The organism is Vibrio tritonius, from assembly GCF_001547935.1.
Taxonomy (GTDB): domain Bacteria; phylum Pseudomonadota; class Gammaproteobacteria; order Enterobacterales; family Vibrionaceae; genus Vibrio; species Vibrio tritonius.
Window position 1 is genome coordinate 1019915 of the sequence record NZ_AP014635.1, and the last position, 19898, is coordinate 1039812.

15 protein-coding genes, 1 other RNA gene and 1 pseudogene are annotated in these 19898 nt (G+C 43.4%); 10 read left to right on the forward strand and 7 right to left on the reverse strand.

Annotated features, from left to right (window positions below; all coding sequences use genetic code 11):
• The first annotated feature begins 47 nt into the window (after nt 1-47).
• From menC to JCM16456_RS23565, 3 genes are all read left to right on the forward strand, one after another.
• Nucleotides 48-1046, forward strand: a complete 999-nt coding sequence (gene menC, locus JCM16456_RS04775) for an o-succinylbenzoate synthase (protein ID WP_068712853.1) — start codon at nt 48-50, stop codon at nt 1044-1046.
• Nucleotides 1046-2452: an o-succinylbenzoate--CoA ligase gene (menE, locus tag JCM16456_RS04780; protein ID WP_068715890.1), complete on the forward strand. Its 1407-nt coding sequence runs from the start codon at nt 1046-1048 to the stop codon at nt 2450-2452. The genes menC and menE overlap by 1 nt, the downstream gene beginning before the upstream one ends.
• 95 nt (nt 2453-2547) lie before the next feature.
• The gene (locus JCM16456_RS23565; protein ID WP_156430445.1) at nt 2548-2733 is read left to right on the forward strand and encodes a hypothetical protein; all 186 of its coding nucleotides are present in this window, start codon (nt 2548-2550) and stop codon (nt 2731-2733) included.
• On the opposite strand, the gene JCM16456_RS04785 is transcribed toward JCM16456_RS23565, so the two are convergent.
• The 3 genes from JCM16456_RS04785 to JCM16456_RS04795 all read right to left on the reverse strand — a co-directional run bounded on the left by JCM16456_RS04785 (nt 2684) and on the right by JCM16456_RS04795 (nt 6501).
• A complete protein-coding gene (locus JCM16456_RS04785) occupies nt 2684-3607 on the reverse strand; it encodes a YeiH family protein (RefSeq protein WP_068712855.1) in 924 nt (307 codons plus the stop codon). The genes JCM16456_RS23565 and JCM16456_RS04785 overlap by 50 nt on opposite strands.
• 420 nt (nt 3608-4027) lie before the next feature.
• Nucleotides 4028-5896, reverse strand: coding sequence for an MFS transporter (locus JCM16456_RS04790; RefSeq protein ID WP_068712857.1), 1869 nt, complete (start codon nt 5894-5896; stop codon nt 4028-4030).
• Between the two features lie 14 nt (nt 5897-5910).
• On the reverse strand, nt 5911-6501 hold the full coding sequence (locus JCM16456_RS04795) for a TetR/AcrR family transcriptional regulator (protein ID WP_068712859.1): 591 nt from the start codon (nt 6499-6501) through the stop codon (nt 5911-5913).
• A 187-nt stretch (nt 6502-6688) separates the two neighbouring features.
• Here JCM16456_RS04795 and JCM16456_RS04800 point away from each other — a divergent pair.
• Nucleotides 6689-7555, forward strand: a pseudogene (locus tag JCM16456_RS04800) (Tim44 domain-containing protein).
• Nucleotides 7556-7641: 86 nt separating this feature from the next.
• On the opposite strand, the gene JCM16456_RS04805 reads toward JCM16456_RS04800, so the two are convergent.
• Nucleotides 7642-8937, reverse strand: coding sequence for a cation:proton antiporter (locus tag JCM16456_RS04805; RefSeq protein ID WP_068712861.1), 1296 nt, complete (start codon nt 8935-8937; stop codon nt 7642-7644).
• A 402-nt stretch (nt 8938-9339) separates the two neighbouring features.
• Nucleotides 9340-9855: a copper resistance protein NlpE gene (locus JCM16456_RS04810; protein WP_068712863.1), complete on the reverse strand. Its 516-nt coding sequence runs from the start codon at nt 9853-9855 to the stop codon at nt 9340-9342.
• Nucleotides 9856-10176: 321 nt separating this feature from the next.
• Here JCM16456_RS04810 and JCM16456_RS04815 point away from each other — a divergent pair, with 321 nt between their 5' ends.
• The 3 genes from JCM16456_RS04815 to JCM16456_RS04825 all read left to right on the forward strand — a co-directional run bounded on the left by JCM16456_RS04815 (nt 10177) and on the right by JCM16456_RS04825 (nt 15209).
• On the forward strand, nt 10177-10635 hold the full coding sequence (locus tag JCM16456_RS04815) for an Lrp/AsnC family transcriptional regulator (RefSeq protein WP_068712865.1): 459 nt from the start codon (nt 10177-10179) through the stop codon (nt 10633-10635).
• Between the two features lie 252 nt (nt 10636-10887).
• Complete coding sequence (locus tag JCM16456_RS04820) at nt 10888-12804, forward strand: methyl-accepting chemotaxis protein (RefSeq protein ID WP_068712866.1); 1917 nt, start codon at nt 10888-10890, stop codon at nt 12802-12804.
• Between the two features lie 488 nt (nt 12805-13292).
• Entirely contained in the window at nt 13293-15209 is a 1917-nt protein-coding gene (locus JCM16456_RS04825; RefSeq protein WP_068712868.1) for a HAMP domain-containing methyl-accepting chemotaxis protein, read from the forward strand.
• Nucleotides 15210-15422: 213 nt separating this feature from the next.
• Here JCM16456_RS04825 and tesB read toward each other — a convergent pair whose 3' ends face one another.
• On the reverse strand, nt 15423-16286 hold the full coding sequence (gene tesB / locus JCM16456_RS04830; RefSeq protein ID WP_068712870.1) for an acyl-CoA thioesterase II: 864 nt from the start codon (nt 16284-16286) through the stop codon (nt 15423-15425).
• 84 nt (nt 16287-16370) lie between these two features.
• Nucleotides 16371-16682 (reverse strand): MGMT family protein, encoded by a 312-nt coding sequence (locus JCM16456_RS04835; RefSeq protein WP_068712872.1) that lies wholly within the window; start codon nt 16680-16682, stop codon nt 16371-16373.
• A gap of 53 nt (nt 16683-16735) precedes the next feature.
• Here JCM16456_RS04835 and JCM16456_RS04840 point away from each other — a divergent pair, with 53 nt between their 5' ends.
• From JCM16456_RS04840 to ffs, 3 genes are all read left to right on the forward strand, one after another.
• Nucleotides 16736-17482, forward strand: a complete 747-nt coding sequence (locus tag JCM16456_RS04840; RefSeq protein WP_068712874.1) for a VP0952 family biofilm-associated protein — start codon at nt 16736-16738, stop codon at nt 17480-17482.
• A 235-nt stretch (nt 17483-17717) separates the two neighbouring features.
• Entirely contained in the window at nt 17718-19598 is a 1881-nt protein-coding gene (locus JCM16456_RS04845; RefSeq protein ID WP_162266524.1) for a GGDEF domain-containing protein, read from the forward strand.
• Nucleotides 19599-19743: 145 nt separating this feature from the next.
• Nucleotides 19744-19840, forward strand: an RNA gene (gene ffs / locus JCM16456_RS04850) — signal recognition particle sRNA small type.
• The last annotated feature ends 58 nt before the right edge of the window (nt 19841-19898 follow it).

Genomic DNA, 19898 nt, shown 5'->3' on the forward strand with positions numbered 1-19898 from the left:
CTAAGGTGACTCAGGCATATATTATTTAATACGTTATTAGGATAACTATGCGCAGCGCAAAACTCTACCGCTATACTCTGCCAATGGACAGTGGTGTTATTCTTCGTGATAACAAACTTAAAGAACGTGAAGGTCTGATTGTTGAACTCTGCGATCAAGGGCGAACAGGACGCGGTGAAATTGCCCCGCTAGTAGGATTTAGCCACGAAACCTTGGCTGATGCACAGCAAATGGCTCAAACTCAACTGGAGCGTTGGGTGCGAGGCGAAACTCTCGATTTTAATTCTCTTTTCCCTTCCGTTGCGTTTGGCATTTCGATGGCTGAATTAGAGCTGGCTGGCGAATTGCCCGAGGCGGGTAACTATCGTGCCGCTCCCTTGTGTACAGGCGATCCCGATGAACTCATTCCAGCATTAAATGCGATGGAAGGGGAAAAAGTCGCCAAAGTGAAAGTGGGTCTTTATGAACCTATTCGTGATGGTATGTTGGTGAATCTCTTCCTTGAGTCTATGCCCGATTTAACCTTGCGTTTGGATGCCAACCGCGCTTGGACTAAAGAAAAGGCAGATAAGTTTGCTAAATACATTACTCCCTCGCTACGTCATCGGATTGCATTTTTAGAAGAACCATGTAAATCGCCAGCGGATAGCCTCTCTTTTGCAATTGATACCGGAATTTCGATTGCTTGGGATGAAACCTTGCAAGAAGTGGTGACCAAGCCAGATTTTTCTTTGGAAGATCTTATGGGCGGGAAAACCATCGTTATCAAACCAACACTGATTGGTTCGGTGCAGCGTTGTCAGGCACTTATTCAACGTGCTAGTGAATTAAAACTGCAAGCCATTATTAGTTCAAGTATCGAGTCAAGCCTTGGCTTAACTCAACTGGCGCGTATGGCAAAATGGTTGCTGCCGAATGAAGTGCCAGGATTAGATACTATTGGTTTATTTAAAGCACAGCTAGAGGTGTCTTGGCCTGATTGCCAATTACCCGTGATGACGTTGGCAGAGCAGCCTGTCGTATGGTCATCGGAGTCTGATCAGTGATCACTCCTTGGAAAAGGTGGCGCACCGTTGCGCCACACCAAATTGCACTTAAAACTGACCAAGGTGAATTAAGCTGGGATGAATTGTGTCAAACGGTTGATCGCTACAGTGCCCATTTGATCAAACAAGGTGTGGCATCAGGGGATGTGGTCACTTTAGTGGGCAAAAATCATATTGATACCTTGTTTGTTTTTTTAGCTGCGCATCAGGTTGGGGCCATATGCGCACTCACTATGCCGCAGCCAGTAGCACAGCTGGAAGTTAAGTTTGATACCCTGTATCCCCAAGGTCGTTCAGCCCTTATCTGGCTGGCCCCTAGTGCGCAAGTCACAGAAGATGAACTTTATAACCTTAAGCGTCCGGTGACGGTATTGTGTTTTAATGAGGCTTCAATAACCGAAAGCAACATTGATGACTTTCAGGCCTATGATGAACGAAACCTCGCTAGCCTCATTTTTACTTCTGGCTCGACAGGTGTGCCCAAAGCGGTTGCCCATACTCATCAGCAACACTTTGCTTCCTCTTCTGGCTTGCTTGAATGGTTTCACTTTAACCAGCAGCACTGTTGGTTACTCAGCTTGCCGATGTATCACGTCTCGGGTCTTTCGATTGTCTATCGCTGGTTAACCGCTGGTGCTTGTCTAAAGCTTGGTTCGGGGCATCTCACCGACGATATCCAAGGTGTAAGTCATGCTTCTCTGGTGCCAGTGCAGCTTAAACGGCTACTCGAGAGTGGTATCGATCTTAATCTCACCCACGTATTGCTTGGTGGCAGTCACATTCCCCAAGAACTTGGTATGCAAGCAGCGCAGCTTGGTATCGAAACGTGGTTGGGTTACGGCATGACCGAAGCAGCTTCAACGGTGACCGCAAGGCGAGTCGAAACTGGCTTAGGGGCTGGGCAAGTTATCCCAAACCGTAAGCTTGAGATTAGAGATGGACGCATCTATATCGGCGGCGCTACCTTAGCGTCTGGTTATTATCAGCAAGGGTACTTAGTTTCTTTCACGGATGAGCAAGGTTGGTTTGATAGCAAAGATCTAGGGCAATGGAACCAAGGTGATTTAGAGGTGATCGGCCGTGCGGATAACCTGTTTATCTCTGGCGGTGAAAATATTCACTGTGAGGAGATTGAAGCCGTACTCAATCGCCACCCAGATGTCGCCCTAGCTATGATTGTACCAATGGAAGAGACCACCTTTGGTTATCGGCCAGTGGCAGTGTTGTCTACCACTCAGAGTCTTGAAAAAGCGTATTGGGATAAGTGGTGTGCCGACTATTTGGAAAAATTTAAGTGGCCCATTGCCTATTTCTCGATGCCAGAAGAACTGACCACATCGGGTATTAAAGTGTCGCGAGCGGCGCTTAAAACATGGCTTAAAGAGCATTATTCTGCTTCGATATAAGCAGAAAGTTATGAGTTAGACCAAAACAGAATTTTCGCTTCTTATAACTGCAAAGCATAATAATCGTAATAACCACCTATTAGGGAATGACGATTGTGTTAGCGAAAATTCTGTTAATCTTGACCATTGTGCTGCAGCTATCCGTAGCGATTGCTGAACAGGGCTGGATTCGTTCTGCATCGGAATTCAGCGCCTTCTTGCTCGTTATTGTTCTTGCTATTTTGATTCAAGCTAAACGGGGTGAGTCAGCAACCAGCCCAACGATGAACACGATATTGTAATCCACAAGAGAACGCCAAATACAAAAGGTTTTGGCCCCGATTGCTTTAAGCGTTCCACCGAAATACCACAACCAATCAGATACAAACACACCACCAATGCCTGTTTTGCTATGGCAAAAATACCGTGGTAAATCACTTGCCCTGCTGGCAGTAAGTCGGCAATGCCAATCGCAATACAATAAAACAAGATAAAGTACGGAATGGTGATTTTGCGTGATTCACTTCGAAACGCAAACGCACTCAAAAATGCGACCGGAATAATCCATAGTGCCCGCGCAAGTTTCAGTGTTGTTGCCGTCTTTAATGCTTCAGTACCATAAGCCGAAGCGGCGCCCACCACAGAAGATGTATCGTGAATTGCTATCGCAGCCCATGTACCAAACGTCGCTTGGTTTAAATGCAGTAAATGACCAATCATCGGAAAGAGAAACAGCGCAACCGAATTAAGCACAAATACCGTACCAAGCGCCAAACCAATTTGATTGTCGTCCGCTTCAATTGCTGGTGCGACCGCCGCGATAGCACTCCCACCACAAATGGCAGTACCAGAGGCGATTAGATGCCCCGTCTTACTATTAAGCCCAATAATTCGAGCGACTAGCGCCCCTATCACTAATGTGCCCAGTATCGTACACATCACCAACCCAATACCATGGCTAGTGACAGTGAGTGCTTGCTGCAGCGGAATACCAAACCCAAGCCCAATAATGGAATAGGAGAGCAACTTTTTAGTCAGTTTCGTTAAGGCAAGGTTGTCTGGAATAAGACCAAGTGACGAAATAAAGAAACCCAGAACCAGAGCGGTAGGCGACGTGATGATCGGGGTGAGCGAAAGCAACAGTCCTAACCAAAATAAAAGATGCTTGAGTTTCATATAACAGGCCAAAAAGTAATAACGAATGCACGCATTGTAACGTAAGTCACACTGTCAGAAAGTCTTAATGTTTTGAACAGTCGTTAAGTAAAACTGAACATCTGATTTTATGGGGACAGACATCGTAAGAACCTATCTTGCACTACGAATGTCTTATGAGGACAGACACGTTAAGGTAGGCGCAATGTTACGGGGACAGGCGCCCTAAGATGCAGCGTTTTACGGGGACCGTTTTACAGGGACAGACACGCTAATAATTTTAGATTTTACGGGGACAGGCACGTTAAGGTAAGTTACTAACGATATGAATTAACGAAGATATTGATCAAGATTGAAGATTACGCAAAACAAAAGCCACTGCGAAAAACGGCAGTGGCCTTAGTGGTTTTGTTTGAGTATCTATCGCTTAGCCGTGCAGATTTAACGGTAATCACCGCGGAGATCGCACACCTTCTGGCGCAGTATTTCGTTATTTGCTTTGCCGGGGGAGACTGGGATGCCCACTTCGAGCTCGATATGCGAAAGCCAGCTTTGTGGAATGCCTTTGCAAGCACGGCCTTTGCGGCGGCTGAAATAACTGCGCCACAGGCCTTTCAGAGCCACGGGAATGACTGGTACCGGGCAACGCTTGAGTATCACGTCCATCCCTCGCATAAAGGGTTGTACTTCTCCATCAGGGGTTAAGCGACCTTCTGGGAAGATGCATACCAACTCACCATCTTTCAATGCTTGTTCAATCTCATTAAACGCGCGACGAATGGTGTTACCGCGACTGGCGTTAATAGGTATTACCCCGGCTCGGCGTAAAAAGCGAGCCACTGGCGGGTAGTTGGCATAATCTTCTTCCATGACAAACCGAATCAGCCGTGGACATGCGGCACTGAGCAGTAGCGCATCAAGATAGCTCACATGGTTAGACACAATCAATGCGCCGCCTTCTTTGGGAATAAAATGCATATTTTTATGATGCACACGATAAAAAAGGTGACTAAAGGCCCAAATTAACAAGCGAACCACATGAATAGGGTAGTGGTAAAGCAGCCAGCCTGCGACCAACAAATTGAGTAGTGCAATCACCCCAAACAGTTGTGGGATTGACAGATGCAGCAAACTTAATCCTATCATGCCCAAAATGGCGCTACCGACCATAAACAATGAGTTATAGATGTTGAGTGCCGCAATCACTTGCGCTCTTTCTGTCACTTTAGATCTATGTTGCATCAGAGAGTAGAGAGGAACGATAAACATCCCACCACTCATACCCAGGAGCAATAAGTACGCAAAGGTTGGCCACAGTGCTTGGTATTGCACAAAGTCGGAAAATCTATCAAGTGTTGGCAAATCTTTCGGCACGGAAGTCGCAAACAGAAAGCCAAACAACGTAATTGCGATACTGGCTAACGGCAACATACCCAGTTCGATGCGGTGTGAAGTGATTTTGTCATAGCTAAGTGAACCTAACGCAATGCCAACAGAAAATAGCGCCAGTAGGAACGACACCGCGCTCTCGCTGCCATGCAGGTATTGATGAGTAAAATTCGGAAATTGAGTGAGATATACAGCACCTAAAAACCAGAACCAACTAATGGCCAGAATCGCGCGGTAAATGGTGTGATTTTTTTTGGCAATGCGTAATGTTGCTCGAGTGTGAGCAATGGGCTTCCAGCGAAATTTAAGCTCTGGAGCACTGGCGGGTGCGGTTGGAATCCAGCGGCTGGCAACATAGCCGAGCAGAGCAAACAGCACCACAGAGCCAGCCGCGATATGTATCGCATAAGATGTTGAAGCGATCATTCCCGCGCCAATGGTGCCCAATAGAATGGCAAGAAAAGTACCGGTTTCGACTAAGGCATTACCGGGAACAAGCTCTTCTGGTTTGAGCTGTTGGGGAAGTAGGGCGTATTTGACAGGTCCAAAGAATGCCGACTGAGTCCCCATTAAAAAGAGAATCACCAGCAGTAGGCCGTAACTTTGCGTAATAAACCCCACAGCACCCAGAGCCATGATGGCAATTTCGAGCAGTTTTACTTTGCGAATAAACGAGGATTTTTCGTACTTATCTGCCAGCATTCCCGCAGAGGCAGAAAAAAGAAAAAACGGCAGGATGAAAAGACCTGCCGCTAAATTTATGAACAAATTGCTAGAAATCGGTAAGGTTTCTGCGCTCGCAAACGCAACCAATAGTAACAACACATTTTTAAAAATGTTGTCATTGAACGCACCGAAGAACTGCGTGACAAAATAGGGTAAGAAACGACGTTCTAGCAGTAAAGAGGATGATTTTGTCATGCGCGCTCCTTTACTCACCAGTTGGTGAGATAGTGGGAGAGCAGATTTTCTATCAACTCTTTTCCGTCAATGGGTTCTTTGGCGAAAAATTTATCATCGACACTTAACAGGGTGATACCGTGTACGCCAGACCATAACACGCGGCTTGCTTGCAGTACTTCGTAATTCGAACGCTGTGGTGCGATGACTTTTAGCAGTCCTTCCAACATGCCGGTCATATTATCGATACGGTCGCTTTGCCATTCAGGCAATGTATCGCCATTCATGTTGTGTTCAAAAATCAACTGCCAACGGAAAGGGTTCGCTTGGGCGAAATCGTGGTAGCAATAGGCTAATTGGTACAAGGCTTGTTCTGGGTCTTTACACTGACTTACCACATCCTTAGCTTGAGTCGCTAACTCATCTAAAGTATTGGCAACAACGTGTAATAGTAACAAATTGTAATTACCGAACACATTGACTAGAGTACTGGGCACATAACCTATCATGCCTGCGATTTTTCGTAAGCTAAGGTCATGATAAGAATGATCTTCCAGAAAATTATTTACGGCTTCCAGAGTGAGGCTGACCAGTTCTTCTCTGGTATGATCGTTTCGTCTAGCCATGATATCCATTCAATAATGTACAATGTTCAATATAGTAATGAGCTGATTACGGAGCGTCAACTTCTCTGATTGCAATATTCTGAAACAACAACGCTGGTTCAAAAGATTTTCTTATTGCAAGTTAGCCGCTATGATTCAGACAATTAAATGAGCTTGTCAGCCCAGATTAAGACACAAAAGGAAGACTATGAAACGACTATTCTCATTCGTCGCACTTCTCATGGTTTCGGTGATGGTAGTACCTCATGCCGATGCGAAGAAGTTTGGTGGCGGTGGTTCGTTCGGTAAGAGCTTTAAAACGGCTCCTGCGCCGAAGTACCAAAACAACTCAACATCGAAGCAAAATACCTCAACTGCCGCACAGCAAAACAACAGTCGTAAAGGATTGATGGGCGGTCTACTTGGTGGTTTGCTTGCTGGTGGTTTACTTGCGGCATTCTTTGGTGGTGCCTTCGAAGGTATCCAATTTATGGATATCCTAATTCTTGGTTTGATTGCGTTTGTTGCGTTTCGTTTCCTACGCGGCATGCTCGCAGCAAAACAAGGCAGTATGAATCAGCAGCAACCGGTATTTGGTGGTGCAAATCGCCAAAGCTTTGAGCAGCCAAACGTGCACAACTTTGAACAACCACAGGCAACTGGCGGTTTTGGGGCTAACGTTCAATCCGATGTACCTCACAACTACCCACCGGGTTTTGACCAAGTTGGGTTTGTTAACGGTGCTCGTTAACACTACCGTGTGTTGCAAGGTGCTTGGAACTACAACCAACTGGATAAGATTCAAGAGTATGTTTCTCAGAGCTTATTTGAAGATCTGAAAACAGAACGCGCGAAACTGCAGGGTGAGCAGCACACCGACGTTATGTATGTTGATGCTGAAATCGTTCGCTGCGATTACGATGCTAACAAAGCTCAACTTAGCTTGCAGTTCTCAGGTCGCTACCGCGACGCGGTAGAAGGTATTGAAGAAGATATCGAAGACATCTGGCACCTAGAACGTGACCTAACTGTCGCGAATGCTCCATGGCTCATCGTGGGTATCCAAAACAGTTAATCCCACGTTTAGCGGTAAGCAAGGGATAACAAAAAACCGGCAGAACATGCCGGTTTTTATCTGCTTATCGATAGGTGATCTTAAAGTTAGTGCTGAGTGATTGGCGTTTGACTTTGATCGACGTGTTTTGCTTTGGTGATCATCGGAGTAATGGTTGAGCCCTGTACGATGATAGAGAACAGTACAACAGCATAAGTCATTAGTACGAAGATCTCTTTGAGTTCCACGTGAGCGATTGGCGTCGTCACGCCGGATGGAATGGCCATCGCCATCGCAAGTGCGAGACCGCCACGTAAACCACCCCAAGTGAGAATCTTAACCGACTCGGAGTTGTAACGACGAAAACGGTTAAAGCCGACATAAGAGAGACGCACACTAAGGTAACGAGCACATAGTACTAAAGGAATCGCAATGACGACCGCAACCAGGTCGATACGATGGAATGAGAATGTCATCATAATCAGGCCGATCAACAAGAACAAAATCGCGTTTAAGATTTCGTCTGTCAATTCCCAAAGGTGCGTTAATTGGTAAGACTCTTCTTCAGACAGAAGATTACGCGTAATGTTACCAATGATAATACCTGCTACAACCATCGCCAACGGGCCTGAAACGCCAATATGTTCAGCCATGACATACCCAGCAGTTGGTACTAGCATGGTCAAGATAATGCGCATCAAGCTATCTTGCGTCACTTTAATCAAGAAGTGGAATAGGGCACCGAGTACCGCACCAAACAACACACCGCCAATCGCTTCGTGAGCGAACAGCTCAATTGTGCCACCAATGGTTGGTGTGCTTGAACTGAATGCGATTTGGAAAATCGTCACGAACACCACTAAACCAACCCCATCGTTAAATAGAGATTCGCCTTCAATTTGAATGGAAATACGTTGTGGCGCTTTCATTTTTTTTACAATCGCCAATACCGCAATTGGGTCGGTTGGTGAAATTAGCGCACCAAATAGGCAGCAATAGATAAATGAAATAGGAATGCCTACGTAACCGAAAATGGCCCACAATGCCCCACCGATAAAGAAGGTAGAAAGCAGCGTTGCTACGAGTGCAAGAAAGGCAATTTCAAATTTCTGGTCTTTGAGATGGTTTAAATTGATGTTAAGAGCCCCACCAAAGAGCAGAAAACCTAGCACACCTTTAAGCAGAAAATCATCAAACTGGATGTTTTTCAACATAGTTACAATTGGTTGCTCGCTATCGGCAGACAGCACACCCATGTAACTTAAGCTCAATACAATTGCGGCAATCAGTACAGACCAACCTGTAATAGCGATGGTTGTTTGAAAACGACCAAAACGATGGTTTATCAATGAAATGATGATAGCCACTGCAGCAATCATGCACACGGTGTCATAAACAGACATAGACAATATACCCGGTAAGTAGACGTTAAGAGAGGTCTCTCAACAGCAGTCGACAGGATAATAAAGAGTCTATTTGGGTGAGAGATCTCAAGGACGGCTAATGTTGCCCAAAAATAAGCACTTTGGCTATGGATATTCGCTAAATAAAGGAACGTTTGGCGATTAAATAAGCAAAAATGACCAAAAAAAGAAAATTACATACTTTGTAACAATGTAGATGTTGAAAATATATTCATTAATGATATGAAAACAAAATTCACAGTGGGATATCGTGATGGATATTATAAGAAATAGACTTCATATTGATAAAAACAAAAGCGCCAACTTTCGTTAGCGCTCATGTCGGACTGATTTTGGCAGCGGATTATCCATTACCCACTTATATTTTTGTGTAAATGTAACTTATTGTTTATGCAATAGGTATTGACTTGCCATATCGCCAGCAACACGGTTGCCTGCTGCATCCAGTTTAATTAGGGTATTGTCTTCAATTGCGTATTGAGCCGGTTTGCCTCGACCATCATCAAGAGTCAGCTTTGTACCCTCTGGGTCCCATGCAAACTTACCTTCAGATTTCTGCTCTTTGCCTTTCACGGTTTGTGTCATGGTAAAGCTTTGATCTGCATTCAGGGTAATCGTTGTGTCAACAGGTTTACCGTCAGTACCTAGAAGTGAACCTTGGTATGTACCTTGCCAATCAAGGTCTGCTGTTTTTTGTTGCAGTGGATCAACGGCTGTTGGCGCTGAGCCTTCCACACTAGTGGTCATATCGCCTGTAGCTGCGGGTTCAGAATTTTGTTGTACGGAACCTGCAACAGGTTGTTGGTCTGCTGCGGCAGTGTCTGCTTTCTCAGCGTTGTCGTTACAGCCAGCCAAAATAATTGTTAGCGCACTCAATGCAAAAATCGACTTTTTCATCGTATATTCCTTCTCAGTTTGCGATACAAACGGATGTCGTTGTTTTGTGGGGCCATTATTGAGCAATCTTGTGTAAACAGCGTCAAATAACCGTCATCCTTTCGCTAACTGCTGTAAGAAAGTTGTCAGAAAATGGTTAAGTGTCAAAAACTTATACAGTTAAGTCAAATTTGTCACAATTGACCCGTGTAAATTGGTATTTGTGAAACACCAATAAAGAGGAGGTTAGGAGATTTCCAGTTGTTATTGGTTGCCTAATAGAGTTGGTATTGCTAGCTTAGAGAAAATATTTCTCCAGTTTTCTATTTAAAGAGGTCAGCTATGGACTTGGATCCAATTGATCGCCAACTTTTGGCTATGTTGCAAGCGAATGGCAACGTTTCATTGAATGATTTGGCTGAAGCGGTCAATCTTACCACGACCCCATGTTGGAAACGTCTTAAAAAGCTCGAAGAGTCTGGCATCATCAAAAAGCGAGTTGCTCTATTAGATGCGGACAAATTAGGTCTCTCATTTATAGCTTTTGTGATGATAAAAACCAATGACCATTCACACGAGTGGTATCGTCGTTTTGTTCATGTCGTCGAGGAGTTTCCTGAAGTGATGGAGTTTTATCGTATGGCGGGTGAGTACGACTATATGATGAAGGTGCTGGCAAAAGACATGAAAAACTTCGACGAGTTTTACAAGAAGTTAGTGAATAGTATCGATGGTATAAATAATGTTACATCAACATTTGCTATGGAATCGTTAAAATATACGACAGAATTACCAGTTTAATAAATGGTATTTTGTCTCATTAATAAGAATGGTAAATGCAAGCTTTTTATTAATTAATCTTTATATTAATAAAGCATAAAGAGTACTGATTGATAAACTAATTGATCTGTCAAATTCGTTCAGGTTCGCTCACCCTTTCTATATACTTCACCTTCAAACAATCTGGTTGTCTACTCAACATTCCGTTGGCCTTATTCTCTATAGGTCATCAACAACCGAGATGCTATTCATCAAAAATACAAGGCTCATAATATGTCATCTTTTCAATCGTGGCTGCAGAACCGATCTGTTGGATATAAATTGGGATGTGGTTTTGGATTAGTTATTCTTCTTACCGTACTTGTCGCCTTTACTGGTCATTACAGTTTAAATATGGTGTCGAGTCGGGGTGATAAAGTAACGGCATCGTACAACATGGACATGTTGTTATTGACGGCTAAGTTAAATTTTAATGATTATGTTACAACGCGTAATAAAACCAACGCCGATGCAACATTAAATAATCTCAACACGCTAAAAAATGAGTTAACGAAAGAGCGCTCACTTTATGTTGACCAACAAGATTTAGAAGAGTTTGATTTCCTCATCAAAAACACCGATATATTAATTGACAATATTCGTAAGCAAATTGCTTCATTAGAAAAGAGTGATCAATTAAAGGCGCAGCTTGACCAAAGCTATGCCGATTTAGCGAGCGAAGTAAAACGTATCTTTAATAGTGACAATGACATCGATAGCCGCTTCTCTTCCGACACTCGTAGCCAAGCATTAGCCGTTCTATTTAATCTGAGCCGCTACTTAACCAGAACTGCGGTATATACTCATACCTCTGAAGATATGGATATCAGTAAAGATATGTTGCTGAATGAGAAAAGCCTGGCGGTAATTAATCAGCTTCCAGCTGCTACTCGAAGGATGTTTATGGCGCAAGGGCTGGATAAAATATTAAAAGAATACGATCAAGAATTAAAATTGTTGGTTCAAGTGAATCATCAATATCGCGAATATTCTAAAGCGGTCGAAAGCAAAGGTTTTGAAATAATAAACAGTGTTGGTCGATTGGTGAATTCCCAAAAAACCAAAAGGTTACAAGATAAAGGCACGGCGGCCTACATTGCTACGTTTGTTTCGGCTGTGGCTATTGCTGTTGGTGTATTCGCTGCTTGGTTGATTTGGCGCATGATTACCCAGCCTTTGCATGAGACGGTTAAAATAGCGCAGCGTATTGCAGATGGTGACTTGACTCAGGCCGTAACCACGTCACGTAAAGACGAGTTGGGAACCTTACAAAATACCATCGGACATATGACGTCGATGCTCAATAGCCTTATTGCGCAGATTGCGAGCTTATCAGCAGAATTAAGTTCTGCGACCACACAGTACGCTCAATCATCAAAGGCAAATAGCCAGCGGATGCAAAATCAGCAGAGAGAAAGTGAACAAGTCGCAACGGCAATGAATCAAATGAGCGCGACAGTAAACGAAGTTGCACAATATGCCGAACAGGCCTCTCATGCCACTCAGGAAGCGGGAACAGTGGTAGAAGATGGTCATAACATTGTTCGTGACACTGCCACCCAAATGCGCAGCTTAGCCTCTAACATCAGTAATAGCGCGGTCGCAATGGAAGACTTAAAACGCTATAGCGATGATGTTGGCAAAATTCTTGATGTGATCAATGGGGTAGCAGAGCAAACCAATCTATTGGCTTTGAACGCTGCTATCGAAGCGGCAAGAGCAGGGGAGTCTGGGCGCGGTTTTGCTGTAGTAGCGGACGAAGTTCGTAGTTTGGCTAGTCGTACTCATCAATCTATCCAAGAGATTGAAACCCTAATTGGTCGACTTCAATCTGGTGCAGACGACTCGCTGCACAGTATGCAGCAGAGTAAAGAGTATTCAGAAGTTACTCTTGCTCGCTCTAACGATCTGCAGCAAGCCTTTGACCAGATAAGCGAAGTGATCCGACGGGTACAAGATATGAGTGTGCAAATTGCAACCTCTTCCGAGGAACAAAGCTTGGTGTCTGACGACATTAGCCAAAGTATGGAGCGTGTTAATGTGATCACTCAAGAAGTTGCCGAGCAGGCACTTGAAGGCGAAGAGGGAATGCAATCTTTGCTTGCACGTACGCAGCAGTTGCATGAATTGACGACTCGTTTTCAGATATAACGTAAACGAAAAATCAAATTAATGATTTATGGGCCGGCTATGTAGTCGGCCTTTTTCTCTTTTCTGGCTAAGGCAAAATGGTCTGCAGTAGATTTTATGATACAAGTGGGTCGTAAAAGTGATCTTCATAATGAGATCTTTACCCCAAAATAAGCACGATGTTACTAACTAACTTCATATTCATGCACAATATTCATACCGTTATTACTTATAGATTAAACCAAATATAAAGGAATATTTGATATTTTATTCTAACATATGGCGAATATAACGGGTGATTTATTTATATAATTAAGAGCTAATTAATGTCATGTTAATTAACTTTTATAGATTGTATTTTTCTATAGCCGTAGTTGATAAATTATCAATTGAATCAATGCAATCCGTTGTATAGTATTCACGCCTCTAAATTACGTTTTATTACATTAATCAGCCGCTGTGCTGTTAATTTTATTTATCAGAATGTGAGTTTCCTATAAGGTATAAAAATGTCATCTTTGATCAAATTGATTGAGAATCTAACGGTTGGTAAAAAACTAAGTTATGGTTTTGGGTTAGTACTCATTTTAACTATTGTTGTTTCTATTTCTGGCCACATGAGTATTACCCGCGTTAATAATTCTGCATTGCAGCTCAAAACGATTTCTGATCTTAATACACTAGTTGCTAGTGCAAAGGTGAACTTTACGCTCTATTTACTGAATGGGAATAGTGATGATAAAGCATTGGTTTATAAACAGTTAGAACAGTTTAAAAATACATTATCTAAAAATAAATCACTGTTTACCTCACCATCTGATTTAAAAACAGTTAATGATCTAATTGATGAAACAAGCTCACTTGTTACTCAGATTGATACGCTTTTTAGTTATAAAGATGGCATGGAAAAGGATGAGCAGGATTTAATGAACTTATCTGACCAAGCTTTAGATAAAATAGCCAACGCGCTAACATTAATGAGTGCCGATGATATCAATTTAATTGATGAAGACAGAAATTCAGCCACGATGGCGCTGTTTAGTATTTCCCAATACATCAATGAAATTAACCAATACGTAGATAATCCGGCAGGCGGTGTTGATAAGCATCGAGTCGATCAGATGAAAACTGGGCTAAACCGTTTAAATGTGCTGTCTTTTATTGCCAAGCGTAAACTAGGTTTGGATTATTTTAACCAATTTATTCTCGACTTCGACCAAGAAGCTAAAGACTATAACCATGCCTACGAACAGACTGCTGAAATCAATAAACAAGTCGAGCAACAAGGATTAGTTGTTATTGACGGTGTGAGTACGTTGGTACAGCATTTGGCCCAAGCTCAAGAGTCCAAATCAGAGAACGCGAAATTGTTGATCACCACTATTTCAATCAGTGTTCTTGTTATCGGGGCGCTACTGGCATGGTTAATCAGTTATGTGATTACTAAACCTTTGCACGATACGGTAGATTACGCAAATAGTGTGGCACAAGGGCATCTCCAAGAGGCGGTTCAAACAACACGTAAGGATGAATTGGGCTTATTGCAAAATAGCATGGCGACCATGAGCGGAATGTTACGCCAAATGATCAATGAAATTATAGAGCTAGCAGAACAAGTTTCTGCCGCGACGACGCAAACCTCGGTGCTTACTAAAAATACGTCCGACCGCATGCTCAACCAACAGCAAGAGAGCGAACAAGTCAGTACGGCAATGAATGAAATGAGCGCCACAGTTCACGAAGTCGCTAAACACGCGGAACAAGCATCAGTTTCAACCCAAGAAGCGGCTCAGGTAGTCAAGCATGGCCATGAATTGGTCCATGAAACCGCGATTCAGATGCGTAGCCTCGTTGATAACATCAATCAAAGTTCTATCTCAATGCATCAACTGAAAGAGTTTAGCGATGAAGTGGGTAATATTCTTGAGGTGATCAATACGGTTGCAGAGCAAACCAACCTCTTGGCACTGAATGCGGCAATAGAAGCGGCGCGAGCTGGTGAGTCTGGGCGTGGCTTTGCTGTGGTGGCGGATGAAGTGCGTAATTTGGCCAGTAGAACGCATCAGTCGATTCAAGAAGTGGAGACCTTGATTGATCGTTTACAAAAAGGCGCTGATGAGTCGCTAGAGTTAATGAAAGCGAGCCAAACCTATTCTGAAAGCACGTTACAACGCTCACATGAACTGACGGAATCGTTCGAACAAATCAGCTCAGTAATGGCGCAAGTTGAAGACATGGGCATTCAAATTGCTACATCTTCAGAAGAGCAGAGCTTAGTTTCGGAAGAGATAAGCCGCAGTATGGTAAAAGTGAATGACATTACGCAGCAATCTGCCCGAGATGCTGATGAAACCAAAGGTGCGATTGAATCTCTTGCGACGCAAGCCAACCAACTACAGACGCTTACTCGACGTTTTAGCCTTTAAAGAAAAAAGCCTAGCGAACTATCGCTAGGCTTACTTTTATCCAAAGATGAGCGCAATGAGGAAAACAACGACAAATAGCCCCGCAAATACTTTCAATAATGGCCCGATCTCAGGAGTTCCACCTGCTGGTGGTTTGTTACAACAACTCATACTGCCTCCTGTTTTTTTGCGTTAAAACCACTATAAAGGTTTCCCTAGGGACAAGGTAAAGCGTTAGTTTTGTTTAAAACGCATCACACCTTCTTGCACGGCAGATGCGACTAATGTGCCATCGCGTGAGTATATTTCCCCACGAACTAAACCACGCCCATTGGACGCGGTCGGACTTTCAATGGCAAACAATAACCAATCATCCATCTTGAATGGACGGTGATACCATATCGAGTGATCAATTGTCGCTACTTGGAATTTCGGGGTCATCAAAGATACGCCGTGTGGTTGTAATGCAGTAACTAAGAACCCCCAATCTGAGGCGTAGGCTAATAGGTATTGATGGATCAATTGATCGTCTGGCATTGGGCCGTTGGCTTTAATCCAAAGGTATTGTTTAGGTTCAAGTTTTTCGGGTCTTAATGGGTTAACCACGGTGACCGGACGCACTTCAATCGGGCGTTCGCCACAGAAGGTTTTTTTCAATGGTTCTGGCAATAAATGCGCGATCTTGGCAGCAATTTGATTTTCCGAAGCAAAGTTCTCCGGCCCAGGAATGGTTGGCATGGTATTTTGATGCTCAAATCCTTCAGCGGTTTGTTGATAAGACGCCGTGAGGTAGAAAATAGAGCGCCCATTTTGCATCGCTTTTACACGGCGAGTACTGAAACTTTGCCCATCACGCAGTGTTTCCACATCGTATAAAATAGGTTGTTCAGGATCGCCCGGATAGAGAAAATAGCTGTGAAACGAGTGAACCGTTCTTTGAGAATCAACCGTATATCGAGCTGCAGAAAGCGCCTGACCAATCACTTGTCCACCATACACTTGTGGTAAGCCTAAGTTTTCGCTTTCCCCTATAAACGTGTTTTCATCTTGTCGAGAGAGTTGCAGAAGGGTTAATAATTCAGAGAGAGCTTTACTCATGCGGCTAACGATTCCTTTATATCAAGATGAAGTAACAGTACTTACAGTCGTCAGGATAGGCAAGGAAAGATAGCGGATTTGAACTTATTCTTGCTCCGGATTCCAGCGGTATTGACGAAGTTTGATTTTTCCTTCTTGGGAAACCTCGATACCTTCTGCCGTCAATTTCCTTTTTTGTCGTAGGAGATCATCGCCTTTTAATGAGATGCGTCCTTGGCTGTTGACAACACGATGCCAAGGCAATTTTGAGCCTTCAGGTAGCTGACTCAGTGCTTTACCCACATGGCGAGCATAGCCTGGAAAGCCCGCCATTCGGGCGACCTCACCATAAGTAGTTATACTACCTTCGGGTATTCTATCAATGACATAGAAGATCTGTGCTAAAAATTGATCCATACTAACAGTGTCCTACTTATAAATGTGCCAAGGAAGGGTTAAGGGGGGATCTCATGTTATTTTCAATACTTCAGTTTGGTATTACAACCTTATTAGCAGTGGTTTGTGCGAGAGCCATGGGTTTAAGTGGCAATGACATTCCATTTATCGCGTTGGTAATACCAGCTTTATGGATACTTCCTCGCGGCGGGATCGCCGGAATTTTATTACTTGCTGCTATGGCGGCCTATGGTATGACACTGTCTTATCAGCCCGCGTCACTTTCAGTGAGCGTGTGGGTATTATTCCCGCTACTTATGGTGGCATTCTCGCACCGAAGTAATATTGGCGTGGTGGCATGTTGCGCCCTGATTACTCTCACCCTTGAAGTGGGAATTATGGTGACTCAAGCATCAGGCAAGCTGGGCGGTACTCCGATGGTCACCGTGATTCAAATTTTGTGTGTATCAATGATTTGGTGGATCGCTCGAAGTTGGAAACCACGTCAAGGGCATAGCTGGTGGGCTCTGTTTTTAGTGATTCCACTATGGGTTGCTGACCTTGGGTATGCTGCACTGCTTTCTTTGACCATTGTTGGGATCATGGCATCAATGGAAACCATCCGCTCTACTTTTAAAGATACTGAATTTTGTTGGCATACTCTGTTTTGTTGGACATTACCTTCGGTAGGGTTTGCCACCTTTGTTTTGTCGCCCGACTTAGACGTGCCTAACCCCGTTTTCGTTGTTTGGATGTGTTTGCTAGTTACCGCATGGATGACGGATTATATCCTTCGCAGTAATGAAGAGCAGTTAGAATAAGTCGGAACTTGGTATCGAAATGAAATCGATTACCCCTTAAAAACGTGTAAAAAGAGTGCGATGCTGCCAGGTTATTTTTGGGCATTGTTGAGAATTATCTATATAATGTGCGCCTAAAATATTGATAACGAATAACTCAACAACGTCCATGCATAACAAACTTATCCTTTGCGGATGGTTGCTCGCACTTTTTGTTTCTCTCCCAAGCCGTGCTCAAATTAGTGACCCCGTAAAAATGTACCACGTAGCGACAGAATCCGATGATGTCGTGTCTCGGGTACTTTTTGATGCAATAGCGCATCAATTTGGTATTGATATTCAATACGCCACATACACAAGTTACGCTGATTTATTAAACGCGGTAGAACGAGGCGACGCTGATTTTGCAGCCAACGTTACCTACACAGATGAGCGCAACAAATATTTCGATTTTTCTAGTCCAACTAACGTGGAATATTCTTATCTATTTACACGTACTATGCGGGACTTGAGTTCGTTACATAAGGTTGCGGCCCCTCGTAATTCAATATACGGCAAGCTGTTACAAGATAAATACCCTCGTCTTGAAATACGATGGTTTGATGGTGTTAATGAAGCCATCGATATGCTTAAAACCTCACAAGTTGATGGGGTGGTTTCCGCTATCAATCAATTGCGACCAATGTTAGCGAAGGGCTATGAAGCTCAGTTAATCAACAGTGAAATGATGGTACATCCTGTCTCTATCATTGCCACCAAAGGTAAGCATCAGCAATTACTCAAACAGTTTGAGCATTTTGCTTATACCAACGACATACAAAAATTGCTGCGAGATACCATAGAGCGTTATCAATTTGAATTGCGTCGCCAAGCACTAAGGCAGCGAGTGTTAGACAGCGGTATAAACCCACAGCGAACCTTAAAGGTGAAATTTCAAAACTTGCCAATTTACGCCAATTACCAAAGCGATGGGCAAGTGAAGGGAATTAGTGCAGATGTTGTGATGGAAGCCTGTGATGTTTTGCTACTGCGTTGTGAAATTACCAGCCGAGAAAATGAAACTTGGGAACATATGTATCAGCAGTTGCGTGATGGGCAAATAGACGTTGTTGCACCAATCATTATTTCTGATGAGCGCAAGAAATACATTAACTTTAGCGATAGTTACTATCGCCCTCATGCCTTATTAATTAAGCGTGAACATTACAAAGATAATGTCTATCACGATATAACGGAAATGGTAGTAGAGCGCATAGGGGTAATTAAAGACGATTTCTTCGAAGAGTTGCTGCATCAAATCTTGCCCCATAAGTCATTGTATACGTTCAATTCTCAGCAAGATCTGGTTAAAGCTGTGCTTGACGGGAAAGTGGATTACATTGTGCTCAGTGAAGCCGACTACATTCAAGTACTAAGAGATTCGCCTAAAATGCTGCCCTTGGTGGTGGACGAAATGGTTGGCGATTTTTACCAATTCGATGTGGCAGTTGGGTTCAAAAAGGATGTAACTGGCCATAATTTAGCCTATTTGTTCTCGCAAGCGATCAATATTATTGATACCGACCTAGTAATCAAACAATATGAATATCAGCCAGATTGGCGTTCGAACATGGCGTTACAAAAGCGTTATGACCGTAACTCTCAAATCATGCTGGTGCTAGTGATTGTGCTTTTGGTCTTTATCGGTTTTTATGTGCAACGACACCTGATTATCGATTCATTAACGAAAGCCCGTAATCGTCGAAGTTTGTGTCGTCGTTTTTTACACGGAGTCCCAAAAGACATCTCTTTGGTTTACGTGGAAGTGAATAACTTTAAAGAGATCAATGAAAAGTATGGCTTTGATATTGGAGATGCCGTGCTTAAAGAGCTGTCGCGTAGAATGAAATCACTATGGAAAGGCCAATGTTATCGCTTCAGTGGTGATGAGTTTGTAGCGGTAAACCTCGCTTCACCGAAAGATGTTCAAGATTACATCGAGCGCATAGAAAGCTACATTTATGTTGATTCAGAGCGTGAGTTGAGCTTCCCCGTAGATTTATCGATTGGCGTATCGTTGTCTCGTGAACGCACTATGCCATTACGTGAAGTGTTGCACCTCATTTATCAGCAAATGAAGAACAATAGATTATCGTAGGTGAACTGAACAAATCGTCTATAGTGTAAGCACTTAACACCAATTTTTTGAATTTTATTGGTAACAGGGTTGCATTAGAGTAGGGGATGTTTAATAATCTCCGCACTCTTTGGTGACACGAAAACACTAAAGTGATCTATGGAGGCTCTGGTCCTCCCGCAACACTAGTTTGTGAACCTGGTCAGGCCCGGAAGGGAGCAGCCACAGCAAATGACGTGTGTGCCGGGATGTGGCTGGGGCTTCCACCCTTTTGTCTCTTTCCTGAGAAAAATCAATCCCTTACATTTCAGTTGATTATGT

Coding starts and splice junctions, on each gene's coding strand:
- menC (WP_068712853.1), top strand. CDS start 48: ATGCGCAGCGCAAAACTCTACCGCTATACTCTGCCAATGGACAGTGGT.
- JCM16456_RS04785 (WP_068712855.1), bottom strand. CDS start 3,607: ATGAAACTCAAGCATCTTTTATTTTGGTTAGGACTGTTGCTTTCGCTC.
- JCM16456_RS04790 (WP_068712857.1), bottom strand. CDS start 5,896: ATGACAAAATCATCCTCTTTACTGCTAGAACGTCGTTTCTTACCCTAT.
- JCM16456_RS04795 (WP_068712859.1), bottom strand. CDS start 6,501: ATGGCTAGACGAAACGATCATACCAGAGAAGAACTGGTCAGCCTCACT.
- JCM16456_RS04805 (WP_068712861.1), bottom strand. CDS start 8,937: ATGTCTGTTTATGACACCGTGTGCATGATTGCTGCAGTGGCTATCATC.
- JCM16456_RS04810 (WP_068712863.1), bottom strand. CDS start 9,855: ATGAAAAAGTCGATTTTTGCATTGAGTGCGCTAACAATTATTTTGGCT.
- JCM16456_RS04815 (WP_068712865.1), top strand. CDS start 10,177: ATGGACTTGGATCCAATTGATCGCCAACTTTTGGCTATGTTGCAAGCG.
- JCM16456_RS04820 (WP_068712866.1), top strand. CDS start 10,888: ATGTCATCTTTTCAATCGTGGCTGCAGAACCGATCTGTTGGATATAAA.
- JCM16456_RS04825 (WP_068712868.1), top strand. CDS start 13,293: ATGTCATCTTTGATCAAATTGATTGAGAATCTAACGGTTGGTAAAAAA.
- tesB (WP_068712870.1), bottom strand. CDS start 16,286: ATGAGTAAAGCTCTCTCTGAATTATTAACCCTTCTGCAACTCTCTCGA.
- JCM16456_RS04835 (WP_068712872.1), bottom strand. CDS start 16,682: ATGGATCAATTTTTAGCACAGATCTTCTATGTCATTGATAGAATACCC.
- JCM16456_RS04840 (WP_068712874.1), top strand. CDS start 16,736: ATGTTATTTTCAATACTTCAGTTTGGTATTACAACCTTATTAGCAGTG.
- JCM16456_RS04845 (WP_162266524.1), top strand. CDS start 17,718: ATGTACCACGTAGCGACAGAATCCGATGATGTCGTGTCTCGGGTACTT.